Source organism: Marinomonas transparens (assembly GCF_016463975.1).
GTDB classification, from domain to species: domain Bacteria; phylum Pseudomonadota; class Gammaproteobacteria; order Pseudomonadales; family Marinomonadaceae; genus Marinomonas; species Marinomonas transparens.
The window spans coordinates 95,202-119,602 of sequence record NZ_JAEMNX010000002.1 but is presented as its reverse complement, the minus strand read 5'-3'; the positions used below and the strand labels follow the sequence as shown (position 1 = coordinate 119,602).

Annotated in this window: 19 protein-coding genes and 1 tRNA gene; 16 read left to right on the top strand and 4 right to left on the bottom strand. The window is 44.8% G+C overall.

What is annotated here, in order from left to right:
- The first annotated feature begins 109 nt into the window (after positions 1-109).
- The 6 genes from recC (at position 110) to I8J31_RS02860 (ending at position 11,758) form a co-directional block, all read left to right on the top strand.
- The gene (recC, locus tag I8J31_RS02885) at positions 110-3,490 is read left to right on the top strand and encodes an exodeoxyribonuclease V subunit gamma (protein ID WP_199466801.1); all 3,381 of its coding nucleotides are present in this window, start codon (positions 110-112) and stop codon (positions 3,488-3,490) included.
- Entirely contained in the window at positions 3,487-7,137 is a 3,651-nt protein-coding gene (recB, locus tag I8J31_RS02880; protein WP_199466800.1) for an exodeoxyribonuclease V subunit beta, read from the top strand. The genes recC and recB overlap by 4 nt, the downstream gene beginning before the upstream one ends.
- On the top strand, positions 7,124-9,040 hold the full coding sequence (recD, locus tag I8J31_RS02875) for an exodeoxyribonuclease V subunit alpha (protein WP_199466799.1): 1,917 nt from the start codon (positions 7,124-7,126) through the stop codon (positions 9,038-9,040). The genes recB and recD overlap by 14 nt, the downstream gene beginning before the upstream one ends.
- Positions 9,041-9,257: 217 nt before the next feature.
- Positions 9,258-10,265 (top strand): tryptophan--tRNA ligase, encoded by a 1,008-nt coding sequence (locus I8J31_RS02870; protein ID WP_199466798.1) that lies wholly within the window; start codon positions 9,258-9,260, stop codon positions 10,263-10,265.
- 12 nt (positions 10,266-10,277) lie between these two features.
- Positions 10,278-11,135, top strand: a complete 858-nt coding sequence (locus tag I8J31_RS02865) for a Tim44 domain-containing protein (protein ID WP_199466797.1) — start codon at positions 10,278-10,280, stop codon at positions 11,133-11,135.
- A gap of 107 nt (positions 11,136-11,242) precedes the next feature.
- Positions 11,243-11,758 (top strand): chemotaxis protein CheW, encoded by a 516-nt coding sequence (locus I8J31_RS02860; RefSeq protein ID WP_233402558.1) that lies wholly within the window; start codon positions 11,243-11,245, stop codon positions 11,756-11,758.
- 70 nt (positions 11,759-11,828) lie between these two features.
- On the opposite strand, the gene I8J31_RS02855 is transcribed toward I8J31_RS02860, so the two are convergent.
- Positions 11,829-13,124, bottom strand: coding sequence for an inosine/guanosine kinase (locus I8J31_RS02855; RefSeq protein ID WP_199466796.1), 1,296 nt, complete (start codon positions 13,122-13,124; stop codon positions 11,829-11,831).
- 96 nt (positions 13,125-13,220) lie between these two features.
- Between I8J31_RS02855 and I8J31_RS02850 the strand changes: the two genes are divergently transcribed.
- Entirely contained in the window at positions 13,221-13,964 is a 744-nt protein-coding gene (locus I8J31_RS02850) for a HesA/MoeB/ThiF family protein (RefSeq protein ID WP_199466795.1), read from the top strand.
- Positions 13,965-14,100: 136 nt separating this feature from the next.
- Entirely contained in the window at positions 14,101-15,054 is a 954-nt protein-coding gene (gene trxB / locus I8J31_RS02845; RefSeq protein ID WP_199466794.1) for a thioredoxin-disulfide reductase, read from the top strand.
- A gap of 110 nt (positions 15,055-15,164) precedes the next feature.
- Here the strand turns inward: trxB and ppa are convergent, their stop codons facing one another.
- Entirely contained in the window at positions 15,165-15,695 is a 531-nt protein-coding gene (gene ppa, locus I8J31_RS02840) for an inorganic diphosphatase (protein ID WP_199466793.1), read from the bottom strand.
- Positions 15,696-15,884: 189 nt separating this feature from the next.
- On the opposite strand from ppa, the gene ihfB reads away from it, so the two are divergent.
- From ihfB to I8J31_RS02815, 5 genes are all read left to right on the top strand, one after another.
- Complete coding sequence (gene ihfB, locus I8J31_RS02835; protein WP_325101171.1) at positions 15,885-16,208, top strand: integration host factor subunit beta; 324 nt, start codon at positions 15,885-15,887, stop codon at positions 16,206-16,208.
- Positions 16,209-16,281: 73 nt separating this feature from the next.
- Positions 16,282-16,605 (top strand): lipopolysaccharide assembly protein LapA domain-containing protein, encoded by a 324-nt coding sequence (locus I8J31_RS02830; protein ID WP_199466791.1) that lies wholly within the window; start codon positions 16,282-16,284, stop codon positions 16,603-16,605.
- A 5-nt stretch (positions 16,606-16,610) separates the two neighbouring features.
- A complete protein-coding gene (gene lapB, locus I8J31_RS02825) occupies positions 16,611-17,789 on the top strand; it encodes a lipopolysaccharide assembly protein LapB (protein ID WP_199466790.1) in 1,179 nt (392 codons plus the stop codon).
- 94 nt (positions 17,790-17,883) lie between these two features.
- On the top strand, positions 17,884-18,585 hold the full coding sequence (gene pyrF / locus I8J31_RS02820) for an orotidine-5'-phosphate decarboxylase (protein ID WP_199466789.1): 702 nt from the start codon (positions 17,884-17,886) through the stop codon (positions 18,583-18,585).
- Positions 18,586-18,733: 148 nt separating this feature from the next.
- Positions 18,734-19,045 carry a ComEA family DNA-binding protein gene (locus tag I8J31_RS02815; protein ID WP_199466788.1) on the top strand — a complete coding sequence of 104 codons (312 nt, stop codon included), beginning with the start codon at positions 18,734-18,736 and terminating at the stop codon, positions 19,043-19,045.
- A 24-nt stretch (positions 19,046-19,069) separates the two neighbouring features.
- Here I8J31_RS02815 and I8J31_RS02810 read toward each other — a convergent pair whose 3' ends face one another.
- Complete coding sequence (locus tag I8J31_RS02810; RefSeq protein WP_199466787.1) at positions 19,070-20,803, bottom strand: SulP family inorganic anion transporter; 1,734 nt, start codon at positions 20,801-20,803, stop codon at positions 19,070-19,072.
- The gene (locus I8J31_RS02805; RefSeq protein WP_199466786.1) at positions 20,803-21,702 is read right to left on the bottom strand and encodes an MBL fold metallo-hydrolase; all 900 of its coding nucleotides are present in this window, start codon (positions 21,700-21,702) and stop codon (positions 20,803-20,805) included. The genes I8J31_RS02810 and I8J31_RS02805 overlap by 1 nt, the downstream gene beginning before the upstream one ends.
- 193 nt (positions 21,703-21,895) lie before the next feature.
- Between I8J31_RS02805 and uvrB the strand changes: the two genes are divergently transcribed.
- The 3 genes from uvrB to I8J31_RS02790 all read left to right on the top strand — a co-directional run bounded on the left by uvrB (position 21,896) and on the right by I8J31_RS02790 (position 24,329).
- On the top strand, positions 21,896-23,923 hold the full coding sequence (gene uvrB / locus I8J31_RS02800) for an excinuclease ABC subunit UvrB (protein WP_199466785.1): 2,028 nt from the start codon (positions 21,896-21,898) through the stop codon (positions 23,921-23,923).
- Positions 23,913-24,170 carry a hypothetical protein gene (locus tag I8J31_RS02795; RefSeq protein ID WP_233402557.1) on the top strand — a complete coding sequence of 86 codons (258 nt, stop codon included), beginning with the start codon at positions 23,913-23,915 and terminating at the stop codon, positions 24,168-24,170. The genes uvrB and I8J31_RS02795 overlap by 11 nt, the downstream gene beginning before the upstream one ends.
- An 82-nt stretch (positions 24,171-24,252) precedes the next feature.
- Positions 24,253-24,329, top strand: a tRNA-Val gene (locus I8J31_RS02790).
- The last annotated feature ends 72 nt before the right edge of the window (positions 24,330-24,401 follow it).

The window sequence follows — 24,401 nt, the reverse complement described above, 5'->3', positions numbered from 1 at the left end:
AAGAGACAAAAAACAATCCTTTCTTCTTTTTTTTAGCATCCAAGGTTAGTCTTACCCTTTCGTTATTTCTTTCTGGCTCTTTCTACGCTTTTAACAACAGGGTGCGTGCATGTTTCAGCTTTACACAGGGAACCGACTGGAAGATTTAGCTGTGTTGCTTGCTAAAATTCTTGCTGTTTCGCCACCTAAAAATCCGTTTGATGATGAACATATCTTGGTACAGAACCCAGGTATGGCACAGTGGTTGAAGATGTTCTTGGCGCAGTCTCATTCGATTGCCGCAGGTTTGGCTTTTCCCTTGCCTTCTACCTTTGTTTGGAACACTTTTACTCAAGCCCTCGATGACATTCCAGCCCAGAGTGAATTCAATAAACCTTTTCTAGTATGGCGTTTGATGCGTCTTTTGGATTTCCGTTTACAAGACGAGGAATTTCAAGCCCTAAGTTGGTACTTAGAAGACGACGATACACAAGTTAGGCGTTTTCAGTTATGCAGTAGTATTGCCGATATTTATGACCAATATTTGGTATATCGCCCAGACTGGATCAAACAATGGGAGTCAGGAGCAACCGACGACAAAGCACTTGATCTCTTGTTTGAGCAACAGCCTTGGCAGGCGATTCTATGGCGAGACTTGGTTGCTGATGTCAGTGAGCGTGGGGTCTCTTTATACCATCGTGGTAACTTGATTGAAGCACTCAAAGAGGCCTCGACCTCTTCTGTAAAACCAGCAGGCATTCCAGACCGCATTTTTATTTTTGGTGTTTCTTCCTTACCGCCGAATACCCTTGAATCCTTACGGGTTTTGGCTGCTGCTGGCTGGATTGATATTCATTTGTTTTTGCAAAACCCGTGTCGCTTCTATTGGGGTGACGTGGTGGACAAGCATTACCTTGGTCGAGAGATAAAACGAAATAATCTTAAACCGGGATTAGGCACCGACACCTTGCACCTTGATGCAAACCCATTGTTAGCCAGTTGGGGGCGATTGGGCCGAGACTACATTGCCCAGCTTCAAGAAATGGCCGATGGTGAAGTGGAAGTTTTTGAAGACTACTTAGCTTTTGATGAGGTGTCTGTTGAAAGCAAGGGACTATTGAAGTGGGTACAGCAAGATGTGTTCACGCTAGAGAATCATGGTTCAACTGAAGAGCGTGATTTGACAGTAAATAACGCAGAGTATCGACACCGTATATCTACGCGTGATAACACTGTTAGGGTGCATTTGTGCCACAGCCCACTGCGTGAAGTAGAAGTTTTGCATGATCAACTATTAGACATGTTCGAGGCCAATCCAGAACTTACCCCGAAAGATGTGATCATCATGTTGCCGGACGTGAATGCTTACAGTCCTTTTGTGAAGGCCGTCTTTGGCCATGCTCATGCACAAGGTAAGAAGCACATACCTTTTGCCTTAATTGACCAATCGGGCGGTATGGAGAATCCAATCGTTGATGCCTATTTGTATCTGCTTGGCTTAGGGGAAAGTCGTTTTACCTTGTCGGAGCTGATTAGTGTACTGGAAGTGCCAGCGGTATTGGCACGTTTCGAATTAACGCCACAGGAACTAGAGCGTATTCGCCAGTGGTCGGCGGAAGCCGGAATCCGTTGGGGGTTAGATGGACAAACCGCCGAACAACATGATTTACCGGTACAAGAATCGCATACTTGGCTGAATGGTGTGCGCCGTATGTTGCTTGGTTATGCCATGGGGCATGATCATATTTGGCAAGACACTCTAAGTTATGGAGACGTGGAAGGCTTAGAAGCGGCGGTGGCGGGAAAGCTTGCTGAGTTTCTAGCGGCGATTAACGAAGCCCAGTCAAAACTTAGGCAGCCATTAACACCAAAAGAATGGGTGACGACACTTTACTATTTGTCCGAGCAATTTTTCTCGGTGGAAGAGGATGATGCTTTTCCGACGCTGTTGAGTAGCCAGTTAGATGCTTTGACCTTGCAGTGGCAGCAGGCGCATTTTGATGACTTGTTAGATCAACAGGTGATTCGTCAATTACTCTCGCCTATGTTGCAAGAGTCTCAAGGTGGGCAGCGTTTTCTTGCGGGTCGAGTCAACTTCTGTACCCTTATGCCAATGCGCTCTGTGCCCTTTAAAGTCATTTGTGTACTGGGCCTAAATGAAGGTGATTACCCCCGAAGTGTTGCACCTATGGGGTTCGATTTGATGGTCGGGCAATATCGTAGTGGTGACCGTAGTCGCCGAGAAGACGATAAGTACCTTTTCCTCGAAGCTTTAATGTCAGCACGGGATTGTTTTTACATCAGCTACGTTGGTCGCAGTATTCAGGATAACAGTGACAAAAATCCATCCATTTTGGTGAGTGAATTGCTTGAATACATAGGTCAAAGTTGTGTGTACGAAGGGGATCAGACATTACCGCCGGATGACGCGCAAAAATCGCTGTTGAAAAAGTTGGTGGTCGAACATCCGCTGCAACCTTTTAACGCCAGTTATTATGATTTAAATAGTAAGGGGGCGAGTCAGTTATTTTATAGTTTTAATGAACACTGGTTGCCAGCATTAATGAGTGTTCAGGTGGATAAAGAGATTGAGTTCGCGAGGCTGACGGACCTAGGCCAAAGCCAAGTCGATTTGGCCTTGGGAGAGCTTTCTCGATTTATCGGTCATCCGACGCGGTATTTTACCCAGCGTCGTTTAAAGGCCTATCTCACTTTACAAGAAGAAGAGGAATTAGAAGACGAGCCATTTGCTTTGGATGGCTTGGCGGGTTACCAACTTCGGGAAGAACTGCTGCAAGCCATGCTGAACGATAGGGAGCCTGAGTTCATTGAACGATTGTCTTTAATGGGGGCTTTGCCTTATGGGGCGTTTGGACGTTTGTCTTTGGAGCAAAGCCGCGGCCAGTGCAGACAATTGCTTAATGTGTTGCAGGGTTATGCTTTAGAGAGTTTTGATCCGTTAGAAGTGAATGTCTTTCTTGGGCAAGTCGTGCTACAGGCTTGGTTGGATTTGCCGACCGCCACCACGCGTTTGTCTTATCGCATTGGGGATTTGTCGGCCCATCAAAAAATGCAGGCTTGGATCGAGCATTTGGCTTTGTGCGCACAAGGTACGCCAAAACAGCATCACTTTATTAATCTCACTAAAACAGGAAAGTTACTCCAGCACGGCTTTATTATCCTATCTCCAGAAGAGGCTAAAGAACATTTATTAATCATGCTTCACCTGTTGCAATCTGGTTTGTGTGAACCGATTGCCTTGCCAGCGAAAAGTGCCGATGCATGGTGTAAAAGTTATTGTTCCAGCAAAACCTCAGAAGATGGTGATCTTGCTTGGGCTCAGGCGCTGAAAACTTATCAAGACAACAGCAGTGCTTTTACCAAAAGTGAAGTAGATGACGCCTATTGGCAGCGTTACTTCCCTGATTTGGCTGACCATAAAGACACTTTTGTTCGCTTATGCGAACAAGTTTGGCTGCCGATGCACCGTCATTTAGAGGTCTTAGAATGAGCGAAGCAAGCCTACTTTCACAAGAGCCGACCTTATTAGACGCGCTGACTTTTCCATTGTTCGGTAAACGTTTGATTGAGGCCAGTGCCGGTACTGGTAAAACCTACACTATTGCTAATTTGTATTTGCGCTTACTGGTTCCCACTGATAGAGAAGGTGACCTAGAGAAAGCGTTAACGGTCGATCAGATTCTTGTGGTGACCTTTACCGAAGCGGCTACGGCGGAATTGAAAGCCCGTATTCGTGGGCGTATTCGTGCCGCAAGAAAAGCCTTAATGCTAGGGAAAAGCGACGATGCTTTCTTGGCCGATTGGCTGGCTCAAATGTCAGACATTCAGTGTGCCGACGGCGTGGAAAAGTTGCTCTATGCAGAGAAGCAAATGGACGAAGCGGCGGTGTTTACCATTCATGGTTTTTGCCAGCGGATGTTGAGTCAGAATGCCTTTGAAAGTCGTATGCTGTTTCAGCAAACCATCGAAACCGACGAGCAAGTGCCTTTGTCTATGGCGGTGAAAGATGTATGGCGCAGTGTGTTTTATCCGCTGGATGATATTAAGGCCGCGTTAATTAAACCTCTCTGGTCAAATCCCAATGCCTTATTGAAAGACCTGTATTTACTAAATAATCAACCAGACGCAAAAATGGCGGTGTCGGACTACGACTGGGAAAACGCCTTAGTTCAGGCGCAAAGCGCCATCACAGAAGTAAAGGCCATCTGGCTGGCGCAATCTCAAGATATTATTGATGCCCTAGAAAACAGCGGCATTAAACGCACATTCTGGCGTAAAGACCCATCAAAAGACATTCAAGCGATGACCCAATGGGCGAAGTCATCCCGCTTTGAATTGGATAAGAGTCTAGAAAAATTTGATGCCAATGAACACGTCAGCCGAATCAGCAAGGGGGGCGAGTTGCCTGCTCATGCTTTTTTCAGTGCGGTGCAAGGTTTACGCGAAAGCTTTCCCGATGCGGGTCGATTAAAAGCTGTGTTGTTGGTGCAGCTTTGGCAGCAAGTGCAAGAGCGCATGACGCGCTGGAAATCTAGCACTCAGTCGCTGACCTTTACCGACTTACTAACGTCTTTAGATGTGGCCTTGGCGCAAGACGAGGCAGGCAAATTGGCCGAGCGCATTCGCCATCTTTACCCGATTGCCTTGATTGATGAGTTCCAAGACACGGACGCGGTGCAATATCGTATTTTTTCAAATGTCTATGAGTCAGCAAAACCAGATCAAAACGCCTTGGGTCTGATCATGATTGGCGATCCGAAACAGGCGATTTATGCCTTCCGTGGCGCGGATATTTACACCTATTTATCGGCGAAGAAACAAGTGGACAGTGTGTACTCTTTGGCGACCAATTACCGTTCGTCTGCAGCCATGATTCAGTCGGTTAATGGGCTTTTTCTAACTCAGGACAAACCTTTTCGTGTGGAGGGGATTCCTTTTGTTGAAGTACAAGATCGCGGCATAGCTGGGGGCTTTTCTCGACAAGGGCAAGTTCAAGCCGCGTTGCAGTTTTTGTATCTGAAAAGCGATGAACCTGTTTCGGCCAAAGACTATCGTAACCAGATGGCAAAGTCCTGCGCCGCCCATTTGCATGAGTTGTTGTTAGAAGGTCAGCAAGGGCAAGCCTTGATTGGTGCTAATGGCGTACGGCCAAAAGACGTGGCTTTACTGGTTACCAATTTTAGCCAAGCTAATGCGTTAAAAGAGTCTTTAAGAAAACGTGGTATTGCCAGTGTCTATTTGAGCGACAAGGGGTCGGTGTTCGAAACGGTGGAAGCGAGAGAGTTACTTATCGTGCTGACCGCAATCTTGTCCAATGGTCAGGAAACCAAGCTGCGTTCGGCATTGGCTACCAGCTTGGTTGATTGGTCCCTTGAAGAACTAGACACCTTAAATCACGACGATGTGGTGTACGAAAAATGGGTGCAGGCGTTCCAAAACTACTTGATCATTTGGGATCAACAAGGCCTGTTGCCCATGCTGCGTGAATTTATGCAAAACGTGGATTTAGCGCCGAATATATTGCGTCATGTGGGTGGTGAGAGACGTTTAACCGACTTCCTGCATCTTACGGAAAAGCTACAACAAAAATCCTTAGAATTAGATTCCAAAGAAGGGGTATTACGTTATTTGCGTTTGTCGATCCAAGGCCCGAATGGCAACAGCGACGATCAAAAGATTCGTCTTGAAACGGATGCCGAATTGGTTCGTATTGTCACCATTCATAAGAGTAAAGGGCTGGAATATCCGATAGTCTATTTGCCGTTTGCCTTGACGCCATACCGAGACCAAGAGAAATCCGCCCTTTATCATGATGATCAACAGCAATTGTGGATCGCCATCGACCCAGATGAAATGCAAACAGAACAACATAAAGAAGAGTTGTATGCCGCCGAAATTCGTTTGGCCTATGTGGCACTAACTCGCTCTAAAGAGGCTTGCTTTATTGGCTGCATGGAAGTGGGCAAAAAAGCCAGTAAGGCCAAAGACGCTGTGCTAGATGTCCACCTTAGTGGCGTGGGGGCCTTGGTTAGTGAAGGAGACAGTTTGGACGCCGGTGCCTTGTATCCGAGCCTTACGCGACTATGTGATCGTTATCAGTCACATCAAATGGTTTTGTTCGATTTACCAGACGAAATGCCTGACTTACCACGCTTTCAAATGCTGCAAACAGAACGGGGCGAATTGACTGCCCGTGAATTCCTTGGGCGAGTAGAGCGAGATTGGTGGGTGGGCAGTTATTCGTCTTTAGTGGTGGAAGACAAAGAGCATCAAGACCAAAGTTTACCCGGCTTGGACGAAATGACACTGGTATCGGAGGATGCACAGGAGGAGCGTCTTCCCGAACAAGAAGTCGAGCCTCAGCAGAACCGCTTCACCTTCCCCAAAGGCGCAAAACCGGGCACCTTTTTACATGACACGTTGGAAGGGAAGGCGTTACATGCTGTGACGGCTAAGCCGACCTTTAAAGATTTACTGAAAACCAGTCATCATACATTGATGGCTGACTATTACGAGCGGCAGGGCTTTGCTGAATGGCAAGAGGTGCTGAGTGATTGGTTACCCGATATGGTGAACACCGAACTGCTTGATGGTATGAGTCTTGGGGCGCTGTCGGATTCGGCTTGTCGTAAAGAAATGGAGTTCTTTATTCCGGTAGACGGCATGAATGCGTTGCAGTTGGATCGTATCGCTCGCGAACACGATGACGTATCTCGCGTCGCACCTATGATTCAAGACCGACCACTGAAAGGTATGCTGAAAGGTTTTATTGATTTGCTGTTTGAATGGCAAGGTCGGTATTACGTACTGGATTATAAGTCGAATTATTTGGGGAATGAATTTGTAGACTACGAAGCCGATAAGCTAGTTCATGCCATCGCGGATCACAGATACGATTTGCAATATCAGTTGTATACCTTGGCATTGCATAGGTTACTCAAACAGCGCTTGTCAGATTACGATTATGAAAAGCATGTGGGGGGCGTGGTGTATTTGTTCTTACGGGGGATGAAGCCCGGACAAGCCACTGGCGTGTTTAATACTCGTTTGAGCCTGGCTCATGTGAAGGCTTTAGATGCGTTGTTCAGTGGTGAAGCACGAAAGGATGATGAGGCGGTGCAATATGGACTCTTCTAATCAGCTGGATTTGTTGGCAATGGTTCCAGCTCAGGATGCTGAGTTAGTGAACTTGTCCGTTTTACAGTCTAAAGGTGTATTACGAGCGATTGACCGTCAATGGGTCGAACAGCTTGCCGACCATGCTAAAGAAGACAATCCTGCTTTATTAATGGCGGGCGCTTTATGCAGTGCATATCTTGGCGCGGGGCACATTTGCATAGATCTGGCGGTGTTGTGGCAATCGCCCCCAGAAGGTATTGAGTTGGATGCATTGCGAGGTTACTTGACAGAATGTGGTGTGGGTAGCGTTCAAGACTGGTGTAAAACACTGAGTAAAAGCGCTTTGGTTACATCGACCAGCGCTCTGTCGGAACGTCCTTTGGTGTTATCTGGAACGCGTTTGTATTTGTACCGTTATTATCAATATGAACAACAAGTATTGCAGTATTTACAGGCCCAATTTAAAGCCGATCCCTTTGAGCCTGATGCTGGTCTCATTCGTCAACTTTTCCCCGCTAAAACGGATTCAGTCGATTGGCAAAAAGTCGCTGTGGCAAACGCCGCGAGCTTACCATTTTCTATTATTAGCGGTGGTCCGGGAACGGGAAAAACCACCACAGTCACTAAGTTATTGGCCTTGCTGGTGGCACAATCTTTTCCACAAGACCCTTCTTTTGCACGTAAACCCTTGCGTATTGAGTTGGCCGCGCCCACAGGCAAAGCCGCTGCTCGATTGACAGAATCCATTGCAAAGGCCAAGGGAAACTTGCCCTTGAGTGATGAGGTTAAACAGGCGATTCCTGAACAAGCCAGTACTTTACATCGATTGTTAGGCAGTGACTTTGGTCGTAGTCGTTTTAAGCACAACAAAGCCAATCCCTTGCATTTAGATGTTTTGCTGGTGGATGAAGTCTCCATGGTAGATTTACCCATGATGGCGAAGTTGATTGATGCCTTGCCGCCCCACGCACGTTTAATTTTATTGGGAGATAAAGATCAGCTGGCTTCGGTGGAAGCTGGCAGTGTGTTGGGGGATTTGTCGTACGGCATTGAAAACTCGTATTTTCAACCGGATTGGGCGGATCGGTTGTCACAGGTGACAGGAGACAATATCTCACAATTTGCTAACCCTTCTGCGCCATTGATTAGCCGAGCCTTAACCCTGTTGCGTACTAGTTATCGCTTTGATGAAAACAGTGGCATAGGGCATTTGGCGAAAGCCATGAATAAGGGCGATGCAAAAGCTGTTTTGACCTGTCTAAGATCAGGTTACGGTGATGTGCATTGGCAACAGCCAGATGGAAGTCAAGGCAAAGCGGACATTGCCACCTTGGCAAAAGGCTATGACGATTATTGGCAAGCAGTGCGTCAAAAAGTGGATATTAACGAGCTATATGCTGTGTTTTCTCGCTATCAAATTCTTACGGCGGTTCGTCAAGGGGAGTTTGGGGTCGAGCAGGTGAATGCACATCTTGAGCAGTATTTTTATCAGCGAGGCCAAGTGAAGGATCCACATGTTTGGTATTCGGGTAAAGCCGTGATGCTAACAAGAAACGACGCAAGCTTAGGTTTGTTTAATGGCGACATTGGTTTGTGTATGCCTGACGACACTCAGCGTCTTCGAGTTTGGTTCATGCAAGCAGATGGCAGTTTTATCGGACTATTACCCAGTCGTTTGAGCGAGTTTGAAGTGGTGTTTGCCATGACGGTACATAAATCCCAAGGTTCGGAATTTGAACGTGTGGCTTTGTTGTTGCCAATGACGCCATCGCCGGTATTAACCAGAGAGCTCATTTACACAGGTATTACCAGAGCGAGAAAAGACTTTACCTTATGGGGTTCTGAAAATTTGGTTAAAGCGGCGGCCCAAAGTCGTATTCAGCGATCTTCAGGGTTGGTTAGTGCGTTGTGGACTGATTGACGGAGGGTTTAAATGGTCTAAATGCTTGATATTGAGGTATTCGACTCCATTAACCAACAAGGTTTAAAAAAGCTTATAAAACATCAGCATAAATAAGAGCGTCAGACGATTCTTGCCATGGTTTATTTATGATAGGGTAAGGGCTTATTTTAGAGAGTTGAAAGAACGTAGAACATTAAAAGAATGACATTATACTGAGCAGGAAAGAGTAAAAGTAATGGCAAAACAAATCGTTTTAACCGGTGTTACCACCTCAGGCACGCCCCATTTAGGTAATTATGTTGGTGCTATTCGTCCTGCTATAGAAGCAAGCCGAGAAGACAACACAGACGCTTATTTCTTCCTTGCTGATTACCATGCCTTAATCAAATCCCAAGACGCGGAACGAATGAAGCAATCTCGGTTAGAAATTGCAGCCACATGGCTGGCGTGCGGTTTAGATACGGATAAAGCGACATTTTACCGTCAGTCTGATATTCCAGAAATTGCTGAGTTAAATTGGTTATTAACCTGCGTTACAGCAAAAGGTTTAATGAACCGTGCTCACGCTTACAAAGGCGCGGTGGATGAAAACCTAGCCAATGAACAAGACCCAGATTTTGGTATTACCATGGGGTTATTTTGCTACCCAGTTTTAATGGCGGCTGACATTCTGGCCTTTAATGCTCACAAGGTGCCTGTTGGTCGCGATCAAATTCAACATATAGAAATGGCCCGTGATATCGCTGGCCGTTTTAATCATTTATACGGCGAGCATTTTGTATTGCCAGAGGCTATTGTGGGCGAAGAAGGTTCCATACTCAAAGGTCTAGATGGCCGTAAAATGAGTAAGAGCTACAACAATACCATTCCTTTATTTGATACCGAGAAAAAGCTTCAAAAAGGCATTAATAAAATCAAAACCAACTTGTTGGAACCGGGTGAAGTGAAAGACCCTAATGATTCCAGCGTGTTTGATATTTATAAAGCTTTCGCCACGCCAGAGCAAACCGCTGAAATGCGCAATAAATTTGCACAAGGTATTGGGTGGGGCGATGCGAAGAAGGAACTTTTTGCTTTAGTTAACGGTCAACTAAGTGAATCTCGTGAAAAGTATCTGGAGTTAATGGCAAACCCTGCGCATGTAGAAGAAATATTGCAAGCGGGAGCTGAAAAAGCCAGAGCCCGTGCGCGAGGACTCATTGCAGACTTACGTAATGCTGTAGGCCTAGTGAATTTTAAATAACGGAGAAAACCTGTGAAAACAACTGTGTATGCTATGTTAATGGCGTTTGTATTAGCGATAGGCGCTGGTGGTTATAGCGCTAATGTTGAAGCAAAAAAATTTGGTGGCGGAAAAAGCTTCGGTAAAAGCTTTTCTTTTACTAAGCCTAAAAGTGCGACATCATCAACGACAAATAAAGCGACTAATTCGGCTGCAACTAGCTCGACGACTAAGAAAGGGGGTTTTCTAGGTGGTTTAGGTGGCGGTTTGCTGGGAGGGTTACTGGTTGGTGGTTTATTTGCCTCTTTGATGGGCAGCGGTGCTTTTAGCGGTATTTCTTTTGGCGATATTCTTTTATTCGCTTTGATTGGCTTCCTGATTTATAAGTTCTTTATTGCGCCGAGACGCCAAGCCGCACAAGCTCAAGCTGCAGGTGCTATGTATCGTGAAGCGCCAACGTCTTCAACGGATGGTTTTCAGTCTTTAGGCGGCGGTTTTGGTGGACAACCTGAGATTCAATTACCACCGGGTTTTAATGAACAAGCCTTTGTAGCGGAAGCTAAAAATCATTATATCGCTTTGCAAAAAGCATGGGACGACAATGATTTTGATTCCATTCTTGATTACGTAAGCCCTGAACTCTACAACTTGTTAATTGAAGAGCGTACTAAACAGGGTGAAAACAAACCTCGTACTGAAGTGATTTCTCTTATGGTTGAATTGGTTCGTGGTGAGATCATTGGCTCTACCGCTTCAATTTCTTTGCAGTTTTCTGGTTGGATCAAGGAAGGGGATCAAACCTCAGATACCAATGAAATTTGGCATTTGGAAAAAAATATGTCCGAGGCAAACAGTAACTGGACTATAGTTGGTATACAACAAGACAACTAATTGTTACTTAAGTTTGCTCGTAAACTCATCCCGATGTATCTAAGCTGGACATAATCGGTGATGAGCTTTACATTACCTAATTATTGAACCAAATATGGATGTGAGCCATGTCAGAATTAGCACCTATAAATGAAGCCGGAACAGGTACAGGCGTTGCTGAAGGCAAAAAAGGTGAATTGTTACAGTACCTTACGTTTAAACTGATTGACGAAACTTACGGCATTAACGTCATGCAGATTAAAGAAGTGCTGCGTTATAGCGAAATTGCGCCAGTACCCGGAGCACCTTCTTATGTGCTGGGGATAGTCAATCTTCGTGGTAATGTCGTGACAGTTGTCGATACACGAGTTCGTTTTAGCCTACCTGAATGTACGATTTCCGATGATACTCGCATCATTATTATTGAACATGATGGTGAGCAAATTGGTTTGTTAGTAGACGCTGTTAAAGAAGTTTTCTACCTATATCAAGGCGAAATCGAAAAGAGTCCGAGTGTTGGTAATGATGAAGCTTTGATGTTTATTCAAGGTGTCTATCAAAAAGAAGAAGAGTTGGTTATCTTGCTTGAATTGGATCGCATGTTTGAGCGTAATGAAGCGCTTGGCATAGAAGCAATGACCTAGGTTTTTATACGAAATCAAAAAAAACCATGCGCAGAAGCATGGTTTTTTTATGTCTAAAATAAGTGGCTGCTTACCTTTCCCAGTAGGACTCTTCTAAGCTGTCTTCTTTTTCTGGCAAGCCTCGGGATAGGCGCGAGGCATTTTGAGCAAGAATTTCGTAACTAACGCGGTTGGCATATTTACAGATTTGCGCAAAAGACGAATAGGCTAAGAAAGGGGCGTTATGTTTGCTGGAACTTGGAATCGCTTCCTTATGAAAATGGTTGGCTGAGATGTCGTGTAATAGGGCAGACAGTGCGCCATCGCCAGCGCCATTGGTATTACGTATTTTCTCAGGGCCACCCATATAAGGGTCAATATGAGAGAAGACTTTAATAGGGTTTTCACAGGCTTCACGCAACATGGGACGACTAAATTCCCAACGATTGAAGTCAGTAAGGCTGGCCGATTTAATGGTATTGGTTTCGCGCTTTACTGAGTCATCTGTATGTCCGCACAAGTATAAACCTTCAGGCCCAGCTGTGAGTAATACCACATCCACATGATCAAGAATGGCATTTGCAGCTTGCAGAGGGTCGGCAAGGCCAGTTAAGGCTTCTGCTTCCAATTCGTTCATGGCAAGTATGTTGACATGGGCTTTGATGATGCTGAGCAGCTCGTCGCGGTTTTCTTCAACGAGATGTTTAGTGCCTAAAGTGAGAACCGTTGGGACATGGTGGTTATGGGCATATTCTAAAGCCTTTAACATGGCTTGTTTAATGGGTTTACCTTGGTGGCGTAAGGGGTAAGCACAGGTGACTAAGGCCGCCGAAGCAGCGATGATGTTTTCGGGGATATGATCAACATCCAGTTCATCCATGTCCCCGGGTGCTATTGCAAAGGTCCGTTCGCCATCGGGAGTGATTAGGGTAATACCATGACCAATATCACCGGGCACAGCCTGTAAGTGATTCATATCGACTTTACTGCTGGTGTGGCAAATATAATGATAAGCTGGTGATCCTAAGGCGATATTGGCAGACATAATGCCCAATAGTACAGATTTGTCATCTGCTAATACGGAATAGTTATGAATGGTGTTGCCTATGGTGCCGCCAGCGAAATGAGCAGAAATACATTTCTGCTCGGCTAATTCTTCATAAATTGCCGAGGCGGTATTCGCATCGACAAGGTTTGATAGGCCTTTTTGAATATTGAACCGTTCTAACAGTTCGTCCGATACATTGGCAACCACATCAACAATGGTTTCATCCAATCCTACTATGTAGGTATCTTTATCTGGGCGAACTTCTGAAGAAGGTAAAACAGGCTTTGGTTGAGATACAGGGAAATAATGTTTAAGTTTGCGTCTGCCTGGGAATTTCATTGGGTTACTCGTTGATAAAGGGTGATTGGATTTTAGCAAATAATTGACCCGTCAGGCAGAATAGGGTCGAAATAAAGTAAGACATCAAGGTAACGAATGAACGAATCACAACTGGATAGATACAGCCGTCAGCTTCTGCTACCGAATTTTGATATTCAGGGGCAATTGAACCTATCTCAAGCGACTATTTTAATTATTGGTATGGGTGGCCTTGGTAATATCGCCGCGACTTATTTAGCGACGGCAGGAACTGGAAAATTGATTTTGGCCGATGGCGATCAATTGGAGAGCAGTAACTTACCACGACAAGTCTTGTATGACGAAAGCCATATAGGGCAAGGCAAAGTGGCAGCATCAATGGAACAGATTGTGCAGAAAAACGCCGCTGTCATCATCGAACCAATAGCACAGCGTCTTGCGGGAGACACCTTGTTGAAAGCGGTAGAAGGTGCTGATGTGATATTGGATTGCACAGATAATTTTTCTGCTCGACAGGGCATCAATCGTGCCTGCTATAAACTTAAAAAGCCTTTAGTGAGTGCAGCTGCAATTCGTTGGGAAGGGCAATTGGTGAGCTTTCTCTATGATCAAGTGTCTAGCCCTTGTTATGAATGTCTTTATCCTTCTCTATCAGACCGTCAGTTAAGTTGTAACGAAAGTGGCATCATTGGGCCAGTTGTCGGGAGTCTCGGTGTTTTGCAGGCATTAGAAGCGCTTAAAATCGCTAGTGGTTGTGGCAAGGTGCATCACGGTTTATTGAAATTGTTTGATGGTCTTGAAGGGCGCTGGCGAGAAATGGGTTTAACAAAAGATCCTGAATGCCAAGTTTGTAGTAATTGAAAGTCCATAGAATGTCCCTATTTTAGTTATTACTATTTTTAGCTAAAAATCTCATCAGATTTTCGTTAGAATCAGCGTCAATATTTTAGCCGGCATATTAAAGGTCAGGCGTACATTCATTTTTGGGAGCAACAACATGAGCGATGTAAAACACGCCAAACTAATGATTTTGGGGTCAGGCCCAGCAGGTTACACAGCCGCCGTATATGCAGCACGAGCTAACCTTAGCCCTGTAATGATTACCGGCATGCAAATGGGTGGTCAGCTCACCACAACAACCGATGTTGATAACTGGCCGGGCGACGACCAAGGCGTGCAAGGTCCAGAACTGATGGATCGTATGCGCAAACATGCTGAGCGTTTTGAAACAGAAATTATTTTTGATCATGTTAATAAAGTCGATTTAAAAAACCGTCCCTTCCGTTTGGAAGGCGATAGTGGCGTTTATACGTGCGATGCTTTGATTATTTCTACTGGTGCTAGTGCACAGTACCTAGGTTTAGAAAGCGAAACGAAATATATGGGTCAGGGGGTTTCCGCCTGTGCGACTTGTGATGGTTTCTTTTACCGTAATCAAGATGTTGCAGTCATTGGCGGTGGTAATACCGCGGTTGAAGAAGCATTGTATTTGTCTAACATTGCTAAAACTGTAACAGTCATTCACCGTCGTGATAAATTCCGCTCTGAAAAAATCCTAGCGGATAAACTGCTAGAAAAAGCGAAAAACGGCAACGTAAAAATCGAATGGTTTTCAGAACTAGACGAAGTACTAGGGGATGCCTCTGGTGTGAATGGTTTGCGTATTAAAAATAATGAAACAGGCGAAAAGAAAGACATCGCAGTGGCGGGTGTATTTGTGGCGATTGGACACAAACCCAATACCGACATCTTCCAAGGTCAGCTAGACATGAAAGATGGTTACCTAAAAGTACAAACGGGTTCTGAAGGCAATGCAACACAAACCAGTATTCCTGGTGTCTTTGCGGCTGGAGATGTGAGCGATCATATTTATCGTCAAGCTATTACTTCGGCTGGAACGGGTTGTATGGCTGCTCTTGATGCAGAGCGTTTCTTAGATTCTATGGAATAACATTTTCTGTAAAGTGAGAAGTGATCAGACATAAAAAAACCGATTCTAGGATCGGTTTTTTTATGTCTTTAATAAACGCAGATTAAATACTGCGTTGATCAAAAACTATTTTATTGCGCGTTGTAAGCTTCTACGCCTTCAACAAGGGCTTTTTTCGCTTCTGCAGCACTTGCCCAACCTTCAACTTTTACCCACTTACCTTTTTCAAGGGTTTTGTAGTTTTCGAAGAAGTGTTCGATTTGATCACGTAGTAGTTGTGGAATGTCGTTCACATCTTGAATATGACCGTATTCTTTGCTGAGTTTTTCGTGAGGTACGGCAACCAACTTTGCGTCTACACCGGCTTCATCAGACATGTTTAATACGCCAACTGGACGGCAGCGAATGACAGAACCTGGTACCACTGGGTAAGGTGTAATCACCAATACATCAACTGGGTCGCCATCATCAGCAAGCGTATTGTTTACATAACCGTAGTTAGCTGGGTAAAACATAGGTGCGGTCATGAAGCGATCCACAACGAGTGCGTCCATGTCTTTGTCCACTTCGTATTTAACTGGGTTTGCTTGAGCAGGAATTTCGATGATTACGTTGATATCGTTTGGGGTATCTTTGCCTGCTGGGATCTTGCTGTAGCTCATTATAGTTTCTTCCAATGTATTAAATATGGGGACATTATAAAAGCTAGTCATTGTCTATGCCAGTTATGTAGCACATGAGTTATCAATATTCGCTATTTCGACGTAAGAAAATGAGTAAATAACGACTTAAACTTCGTTAACTTATTGCTTTCTTTCCAGATTTAGCTAGTCTTACAGGGTGATCAATATATAGTCGCGAGGACAGAAATGACGAAATCTGAGCTGATAGAACTACTAATCGATCAGCAATCTCATTTGCCAGTGAAGGATGTTGAGCAATCAATCAAGGCTATGCTCGAGCATATGTCCGATTCTTTAGCAAATGGTGAGCGCATAGAGATAAGAGGGTTCGGTAGTTTTTCATTGCATTATCGTGCACCGAGAATTGGCCGCAACCCTAAAACGGGTGAGTCTGTAGAGTTAAGTGCAAAGTACGTTCCTCACTTTAAACCTGGTAAAGAATTACGCGAATTAGTGAACTTGCCAGCGGATGAGATAAACGAACTAAACTAATTGCGCCTTATGCCTCGAAATCTTTGAGCTATCACGGCATAATGTTGCCATTCTATTTTTGGTAGGTTTTCTCATGTTTAAGTGGTTGAAACGGGTCATTTATACAGTTCTAATTATCTTCTTCCTCGCTGTTGGTGTGTTTTTTGCGATCCGAAATCCGCAACTGATTAAACTTGATCTTGTTTTTTGGCAAGCCCCAGAATTAAGCGTCGCTCTTTACATCATACTTTCTTTTACTTTTGGCGCTGTTGTCGCCCTGTTAGTAAGTTCTGTCGCCTTTTTACGTGGCGAGCGCCAAGTTAGGGTGTTAACTCGAAGATACGAAAAAGCCAGTGATGAATTAGATGCTCTACGCAAAGCCTCGATTACCAAAGAGCTTTCTGTTGGTAAGGAGTAATTGAGTTGACCGAAGTTGGGTTATTTGTTGTTCTTTTTGTCGCGCTTTTTATTGGGTGGGCAATGGGACGTAAAAGCCCAGCCAAAAAGAGTAAGAAAGACAAAAATAGTGTTCCCACAGATTATTTTCGCGGCCTTAACCATCTTTTAAATGACCAGCATACTGAGGCAATTGATGCCTTTGTCGATTCTTTAGAAGTCAACTCTGACACCTTTGATATTCATTTAACGCTAGGCAATTTGTTTCGTAAAAAAGGTGAAATTCAAAAAGCCATTAATGTTCACCAAAATCTACTTGCTCGCCCTGAAATCTCACAACGAGAGATGCGCATGGTGCAATTGGAGTTAGCGAGTGATTTTATGTCCGCTGGCTTGTTAGATAGAGCAAGTCGATTATTGTTGAATATGGCATCTACCGCTCGTAAAAGTGAGTTTCAAGCCGAAATACTGACCTTACTGGTGGACTTGTATGAATTTGAACAAAGTTGGGACAAGGCCATACAAATCGGTTCTGAGTTGATAAAAGAAAGTCCCAGTAAAAAAGAAATCAAACGTTTGGCGCATTTCCATTGTGAAATGGCCAATGAAATGCAGAAAAAAGAACAGTGGAAACCAGCCGTTCAGCATTTTAAATCTGCGTTAGAAGTAGATCCTAGTTGTGTGCGTGCAAGTATTGGTGCGGCTGATGTATTGAACAGTCAGCGTCGTTATCGTGATGCGATTAAAGAATTGAAGCATGCCGCAGAACAAGACCCTGAGTTTATCTCTGTCATCATTCCCAAATTAAAAGATTCTTACCAAAGAGTATGGGGCAGTGGTGGCTATATTAAGTTTTTAGAAGAACAAAACCAGAAGAAGCCAACAACCGCTTTGATTATGGCGCTGGTACAGCATCATATGGAAGTTGATAAAGAATATGCGGAGATGTTCCTAGTAGAACAACTAAGAAAACATCCGACTATTAGGGGCTTCAAAGAGCTGATCAATTTGCAGCTAGGGGATTCTCAGGGTCATAACCAACAGCATCTCGCGGTATTGTATGAACTGATTGGTCAGCTGGTCGAAGCGAAGCACAAATTCCAATGTCGCCAATGTGGTTTTGCTGGTCATCAGCTTCATTGGCAGTGCCCGAGTTGTAAGAATTGGGGTACGGTGAAGCCGATTCACGGTTTGGAAGGCGAGTAGTGTAAAGCTTTTATATGATGCTCTTCTTGTTAAGACGTACAACCTAGCTATTTGTGAAAATTTATTATTAGAAATTGAAAAAAGAGGATACTGAATGAGCTGTCAATCCCCCATTGTGGTTGCCCTAGATTTTCCTACCATGGCGCAATCCATTGACATGGCGAAACGACTCGATCCTAGCCAGTGTCGAGTAAAAGTGGGTAAGGAATTATTTACGACAGCTGGCCCTGCCATTTTGGATGAATTACATGAACTTGGCTTTGAAATTTTTCTCGATCTTAAATTTCATGACATTCCAAATACTGTCGCTAAAGCGGTGAGTGTGGCGGCAAAATCCGGTGTTTGGATGGTCAATGTTCATGCCTCTGGTGGTCGTCGCATGATGGAAACTTCAGCAAATGCTCTGCAAGCTTTACCAGATCAAAATACCCTATTGATCGCGGTGACTGTGTTAACCAGTATGGATCAGTCGGACCTTATAGAAATCGGTATTGATTTAACGCCGGAGCAACAGGTAAGACGCCTTGCGACGTTAGCCAAATCTTCAGGCATGGATGGTGTAGTGTGCTCTGCACAAGAATCTTCGATGTTGTCATCAGAGTTGGGTAAAGACTTTGTACTTGTGACGCCGGGTATTCGTCCAGTGGGCTCAGATCAAGGTGACCAAAAACGCATTATGACCCCAGCTCAAGCCATGGCGGCAGGCAGCCATTATTTGGTCATGGGCCGTCCTATTACCCAAGCGACAGATCCTATTGGGGTATTGACTCAAGCGAATATAGACCTAGGAGTTTAGGTCTATATTCGCTTGAACTCTGTTTAAAGAAGTTTTAATCTGAAACCGCTGTTTGTTTTTTGAACATGTCCTGAGAAGGGATTGTTAATAAAGCAAACAGCGGTTTTTTTCGGCTGGATGCCATGACTAATTTTAAAAGGATGTATTTATGATAAATTTAGATCGTGTTTTTCGTGCTAATTTTTTTCGTTTCTTGCTTGTGTTTGCGTTAGCTTTGACGCCTTTTTCTGTTTTTTCAGCGACCCCTCTAGATATTAATTCCGCGACGGCAGAAGAGTTCTCCGCAGTAATGTCAGGTGTTGGGGCAAAAAAAGCGGAGGCCATTATGGCCTATCGTAACGAGCATGGGCCTTTTCAATCGGTAGACCAATTATCTAATGTAAAAGGTATAGGCGCTGCTCTGATTAACCGTAATCGGGACTTGATTCGAGTGGTAAACGAAGAAGAAATAATTAACTAAGTTTTTGTTTCAAAAACAAGTCGATTAACTCTTCTTTTGACCATCGGCTTGTTTTTCTTCTAACTCTTGAATAGCCTGATGTTGAGTTAGAAAAACCTTTCCGCTCAAATTCTTAATGAGATCCGAGTCTTTTAGTTTATCTATGACAGGGCCTTTCACTTCAGACAGGTGTAGCTTCACACCAGAATCCTCTAAACGGTCAGTAATCTTTTCCAAGCTCTGTAGTGCGCTGGCGTCTATCATATTTACCGCAGTACACATTAATACCAAATGCTTAATGTCTTTATTTTGAGAAACAAGATTTTGCAGTCTCTCTTCAAGGACGCGGGCATTGGCAAAAAATAAGTTTTCATCAATGCGCACAGTGAGAATGCTAGGGTGAGTCTCTACGGTGAAGCGTTGTACATTTCGAAAGTGCTCTGTTCCAGGTACACGTCCAACAATCGCGATATGTGGGTGACTGGTATGCCAGAGGAAAAATAATAGTGACAATATGACACCAACAATAAGCCCCGTTTGCATGCCTTCTATCATGACGACGGAAAAGGTAATCAGTAGCAGAATGGCTTCTTTTTTAGAGAAGCGCCATAGATGACGAAAGTCTTCTATATTGACCAGTTGCATCATAGAAATAGAAATAATAGCGGCCAAAATAGCGATGGGCAGATAGAAGAATAACGGTGTTAAAAACAGCAAGATCAACAGAATAAACAGGGCGGAAATAATACCTGTCATTGGGCTTTGTGCACCTGAATCTGTATTGAGTACGGTGCGTGAAAAGCCTCCTGTTACAGGAAAGGCACCAGATAGAGCAGATCCTATATTGGCGAGTCCGAGACCAACTAACTCTTGATTCGGATCTATGTCTTGTCGGCGTTTAGCCGCAAAGGATTGAGCGACGGAAACGGAACCGACAAAACCGACGATGCTTATTAAAAAGGCGCTTGGTAATAACTCTCTCAACATTGCCATGTTGACGCTTTCAAGCTTTAGGCTTGGAATTTCGCTAGGTATTGCTCCAATGATGTTGACGCCGAGCTGATCGAGAGAAAATCCGGCAACAGTAATGGTTGTGAGGACAAGTACAATAATAGGGCCTGATTTCCCAAATAATTGTGCACCTTTCTCGGAGCAGCCTATGAGCTTTAAAAAAGGTGAGAAATAGCGCCGCATCAATAGCAGGGAAGTGATGGCTGCTATGCTTAAGATCAGTGTTGGTAAATTTATCGCGTTTAAATGGGCATACAAACTGGTCACAATAGGAACGAAAGTATCACCAGTCGATTGAGTGCCTAATAAGTGCTTCAACTGACCAATGACAATAAGTAATGCTGAAGCGCTGATAAAACCTGAAATTACGGGGTGGCTAAGTAAGTTCGTTAAAAAGCCCAGTTGAAGCAAGCTTAACACCAGTAGAAACACCCCAGATAAGAAAGCCAACAAAATGGCGACAGTGGCATATTGCTCGGTTCCAGATACCGCAAAGGGCATTACTGCTGATGCTGTCATTACTGAGGTAAGGGCCACAGGGCCAACCGCCAGCGATCGGCTGGTACCAAATAACGAATACAAAATAGAGGGTAGGATACTTGCGTATAAGCCGGTGATCGCGGGTAAACCAGCTAACATGGCATAGGCTAGGCTCTGGGGTATTACCATAATGGTGAAGACGATGCTGGCAAGGGCATCGTTTTGTATATCAGTTCGGTTGTAGCTTTTTAACCATATAAGTGCAGGTAAGAACTTGTTTAATTTCATTACCCATTTGTCTCCAAATTAAGGGGCGTTTTGACGTAACACACTCCGTTTTCTTCCGCTGGCGGTAAATGCCCTGCGCGCATGTTAATTTGCACACTAGGCCAGATGAGGCGAGGCATTCCTAAGGTCGCATCCTTTTTATTGCGCATGACACAAAATTCCTCTTCTGAAATACCGGAACGAATGTGCTGATTGCTTGCCTTTTGCTCTGCCACAGTGGTTTCCCAAGCGTATGTCTCCCTGTTGGGGGCTTTATAGTCATGGCACATAAATAGACGCGTGTTGTCGTCAAGGGCGAATATTTTTTGAATAGAGTGATACAGCGTATTGGCATTTCCACCCGGAAAATCACAGCGAGCGGTGCCGTAATCAGGCATAAACAAGGTGTCGCCGACAAAGGCAGCATTATCGATTAAATAGGTTACGCAGGCTGGGGTATGTCCCGGAGTGTGAAGGATGCGAATCTCGCTTTCACCAAGAGGAAGTCGGTCGTTTTCGTTTACCAGTAGATCAAATTGAGAACCGTCCTGTGCGAAGCCAGGCTCTGCATTTAGAAGCTTCGAGAAGGTTGCTTGGACTTGAGTAATATGGTCGCCAATGACAATTTTTCCGCCTAGGTTGTTTTGCAAGTAAGGGGCAGCAGATAAGTGGTCGGCATGAACATGAGTTTCTAAAATCCAATCGAGTGTAAGCTGATTGTTTTTGATGAAACGAATCAGTTTATCAGCGGATTTTGTGTGGCTCTTTCCTGCGGCATGATCATAGTCTAAGACAGAATCTATAATGGCGCAGCGGCGACTGTTTGAGCCTTCTACAATGTAAGAAACGGTAAAAGTCGCTTCATCGAAAAATGCATGGACAGCGGCTTTTTTTGTTGGGTTTGGGGTAAATATATTCATCTCTTTAATTATGTTATAAGTTTATATCTTTATGTTATATCAGGTGTTCGAATGAGTAAAGGAAGGTACTTTTGCTTTATGTAAAAAAGTGTATTTTTGGGTTCAATTGAGGGAACCGATTTATGGAAATTTCGGACGAATCGAGCAAAGTTTGCTACCCTGTTAAATCGATTTTCAAGTCTAGGAAATAATTGTGTCCCAAGAGTTTCAGATCGTTTCATCGTATTCCCCAGCAGGGGATCAGCCCCAAGCCATAGAAAAGCTCGTACAAGGTGTGGAATCCGGTCTTGCCCATCAAACTTTATTAGGCGTAACAGGCTCAGGTAAAACCTATACGGTAGCGAATGTGATTTCACAGGTGAAACGCCCGACCATCATCATGGCCCATAACAAAACCTTGGCGGCGCAACTGTATGGTGAATTCAAAGAGTTCTTTCCTAATAATGCCGTCGAATACTTCGTTTCCTACTACGACTACTACCAACCGGAAGCCTATGTCGCCGCCTCCGACACCTTTATCGAAAAAGACGCCTCCGTCAACGAACACATAGAACAAATGCGCTTATCCGCCACCAAAGCCCTATTGGAACGGGAAGACGTCATCATAGTGGCCACCGTATCGGCCATCTACGGCTTGGGTGACCCACAATCCTACTTAAAAATGATGCTACACCTAGACCGAGGCGATCGTATCGACCAAAGAGACGTATTGCGCCGCCTTGCCGAACTGCAATACAGCCGCAACGATCTGGTACTAGAACGGGGCAACTTCCGCGTACGAGGCGATGTTATCGAAGTCTTCCCCGCCGATTCCGAAGACCTCGCCGTGCGCATAGAGCTGTTCGACGACGAAGTTGAAAACTTATCCATGATCGACCCCCTAACCAACAAAACGGTTCGCAAAGTACCACGGGTGACCATTTATCCGAAAACCCACTATGTGACGCCAAAAGAGACGGTTGTTGCTGCCATTGAGCGTATTAAAGTCGAGTTAGACCAGCGCCTAGAACAGCTTAAATCTATGAATAAGCTGGTCGAACTACAGCGTCTTGAGCAACGTACTCGCTACGATTTAGAAATGATGCAAGAACTCGGCTATTGCTCCGGCATCGAAAACTACTCCCGCTATCTATCAGGCCGAGAAGAAGGCTCACCGCCACCCACTTTATTCGACTACCTACCCGCAAACGCACTGCTGGTCATCGATGAATCCCACGTCACCGTGTCGCAAATAGGCGCCATGTACAAAGGGGACCGATCTCGCAAAGAAAACCTAGTGGAATACGGCTTTCGCCTACCCTCGGCCATGGACAACCGCCCCATGCGATTTGAAGAATGGGAGCAAATTAAACCGCAAACTATCTTCGTCTCCGCCACACCGGGCAAATACGAAGAAGAACACCAAGACTGGGTTGTCGAACAAATCGTCCGCCCAACCGGCCTAATCGACCCCATACTCGACGTCCGCCCCGTGGCCACACAAGTGGACGACCTACTGTCCGAAATTAACCTAAGAACACCGATTGGCGAACGGGTTTTGGTCACCACCTTAACCAAACGCATGGCCGAAGACCTCAGCGACTACCTAAACGAACACGGTGTTCGAGTGCGCTACCTACACTCAGACATAGACACAGTAGAACGGGTCGAAATTATCCGCGACCTTCGACTGGGCGAATTCGACGTACTGGTGGGTATCAACTTATTGCGAGAAGGTTTGGATATTCCAGAAGTCAGCCTAGTGGCGATTCTCGATGCCGATAAGGAAGGCTTCCTGCGTTCGGAAAAATCCCTCATACAAACCATAGGCCGTGCGGCGCGTAACGTAAAAGGCAAAGCCATCTTATACGCAGACCGCATTACCGGTTCCATGGAACGGGCCATAAACGAAACCGATCGAAGACGAGTCAAACAACAAGAACACAACGAAAAACACGGTATTACCCCAGTGGGCATTACCAAATCCGTTGAAGACATCATGGAAGGCGCATACAACCCCGGTGCCGGAAAACGTGGCAGCAAAGCCAAAAAAGTCGCTGAAACCGCCAAAGATTATCAAGTGGAAAGCATGGAAGACGTGGCCCAAGTACGTAAAGCCATGATACAACTGCAAAAAGAAATGATGCTAGCCTCTGAAGAACTGAAGTTTGAACTGGCGGCAGGCTATCGTGATCAAATTCGCCAGCTCCAGAAAAAGCTAAAAGACGTGGGTGAATCGTAAAGCGGCGAATCGTAAAAGGAAAAGAGACCACACAATAGGCATTGAAAAGGGCACAGACATGGCCATAACCCTGCGTAATTACAACATCGTTCGCGTCATAGACAACGGTGTGATCGTCAACTGCACCGTGATTGAAATGTGTTACGACTACGCCCTCGTCAAATTCAAAGACAAAAAATACAAAGTGCCCTACGGCTTAATAGACGAAGTAATAGGGCACGAACTTCTGATACCAGCAAACGAATAACCGACTGACAAACAAAGCCTTAAAAAGTCACATAGGGGACTTGTCAAACACAAACCCCTGCGTATAATAGCCAACACTTTTTAGGACTATAGCTCAGTTGGTTAGAGCGCTACCTTGACATGGTAGAGGTCGGCGATTCGAATTCGCCTAGTCCTACCACTCTTTTTTAGATGTATAAAAACTTGTTACTTTCATGAATTAGAAAGTGTAAGTTACGAAAGCCGAACCCAG

Excerpts from the sequence above, each read along its gene's own strand:
- I8J31_RS02810 (WP_199466787.1), bottom strand. The coding sequence starts at position 20,803 with ATGAAATTAAACAAGTTCTTACCTGCACTTATATGGTTAAAAAGCTAC.
- I8J31_RS02850 (WP_199466795.1), top strand. The coding sequence starts at position 13,221 with ATGAACGAATCACAACTGGATAGATACAGCCGTCAGCTTCTGCTACCG.
- I8J31_RS02805 (WP_199466786.1), bottom strand. The coding sequence starts at position 21,702 with ATGAATATATTTACCCCAAACCCAACAAAAAAAGCCGCTGTCCATGCA.
- recB (WP_199466800.1), top strand. The coding sequence starts at position 3,487 with ATGAGCGAAGCAAGCCTACTTTCACAAGAGCCGACCTTATTAGACGCG.
- I8J31_RS02870 (WP_199466798.1), top strand. The coding sequence starts at position 9,258 with ATGGCAAAACAAATCGTTTTAACCGGTGTTACCACCTCAGGCACGCCC.
- I8J31_RS02860 (WP_233402558.1), top strand. The coding sequence starts at position 11,243 with ATGTCAGAATTAGCACCTATAAATGAAGCCGGAACAGGTACAGGCGTT.
- recD (WP_199466799.1), top strand. The coding sequence starts at position 7,124 with ATGGACTCTTCTAATCAGCTGGATTTGTTGGCAATGGTTCCAGCTCAG.
- pyrF (WP_199466789.1), top strand. The coding sequence starts at position 17,884 with ATGAGCTGTCAATCCCCCATTGTGGTTGCCCTAGATTTTCCTACCATG.
- I8J31_RS02830 (WP_199466791.1), top strand. The coding sequence starts at position 16,282 with ATGTTTAAGTGGTTGAAACGGGTCATTTATACAGTTCTAATTATCTTC.
- ppa (WP_199466793.1), bottom strand. The coding sequence starts at position 15,695 with ATGAGCTACAGCAAGATCCCAGCAGGCAAAGATACCCCAAACGATATC.
- recC (WP_199466801.1), top strand. The coding sequence starts at position 110 with ATGTTTCAGCTTTACACAGGGAACCGACTGGAAGATTTAGCTGTGTTG.
- I8J31_RS02815 (WP_199466788.1), top strand. The coding sequence starts at position 18,734 with ATGATAAATTTAGATCGTGTTTTTCGTGCTAATTTTTTTCGTTTCTTG.
- I8J31_RS02855 (WP_199466796.1), bottom strand. The coding sequence starts at position 13,124 with ATGAAATTCCCAGGCAGACGCAAACTTAAACATTATTTCCCTGTATCT.
- trxB (WP_199466794.1), top strand. The coding sequence starts at position 14,101 with ATGAGCGATGTAAAACACGCCAAACTAATGATTTTGGGGTCAGGCCCA.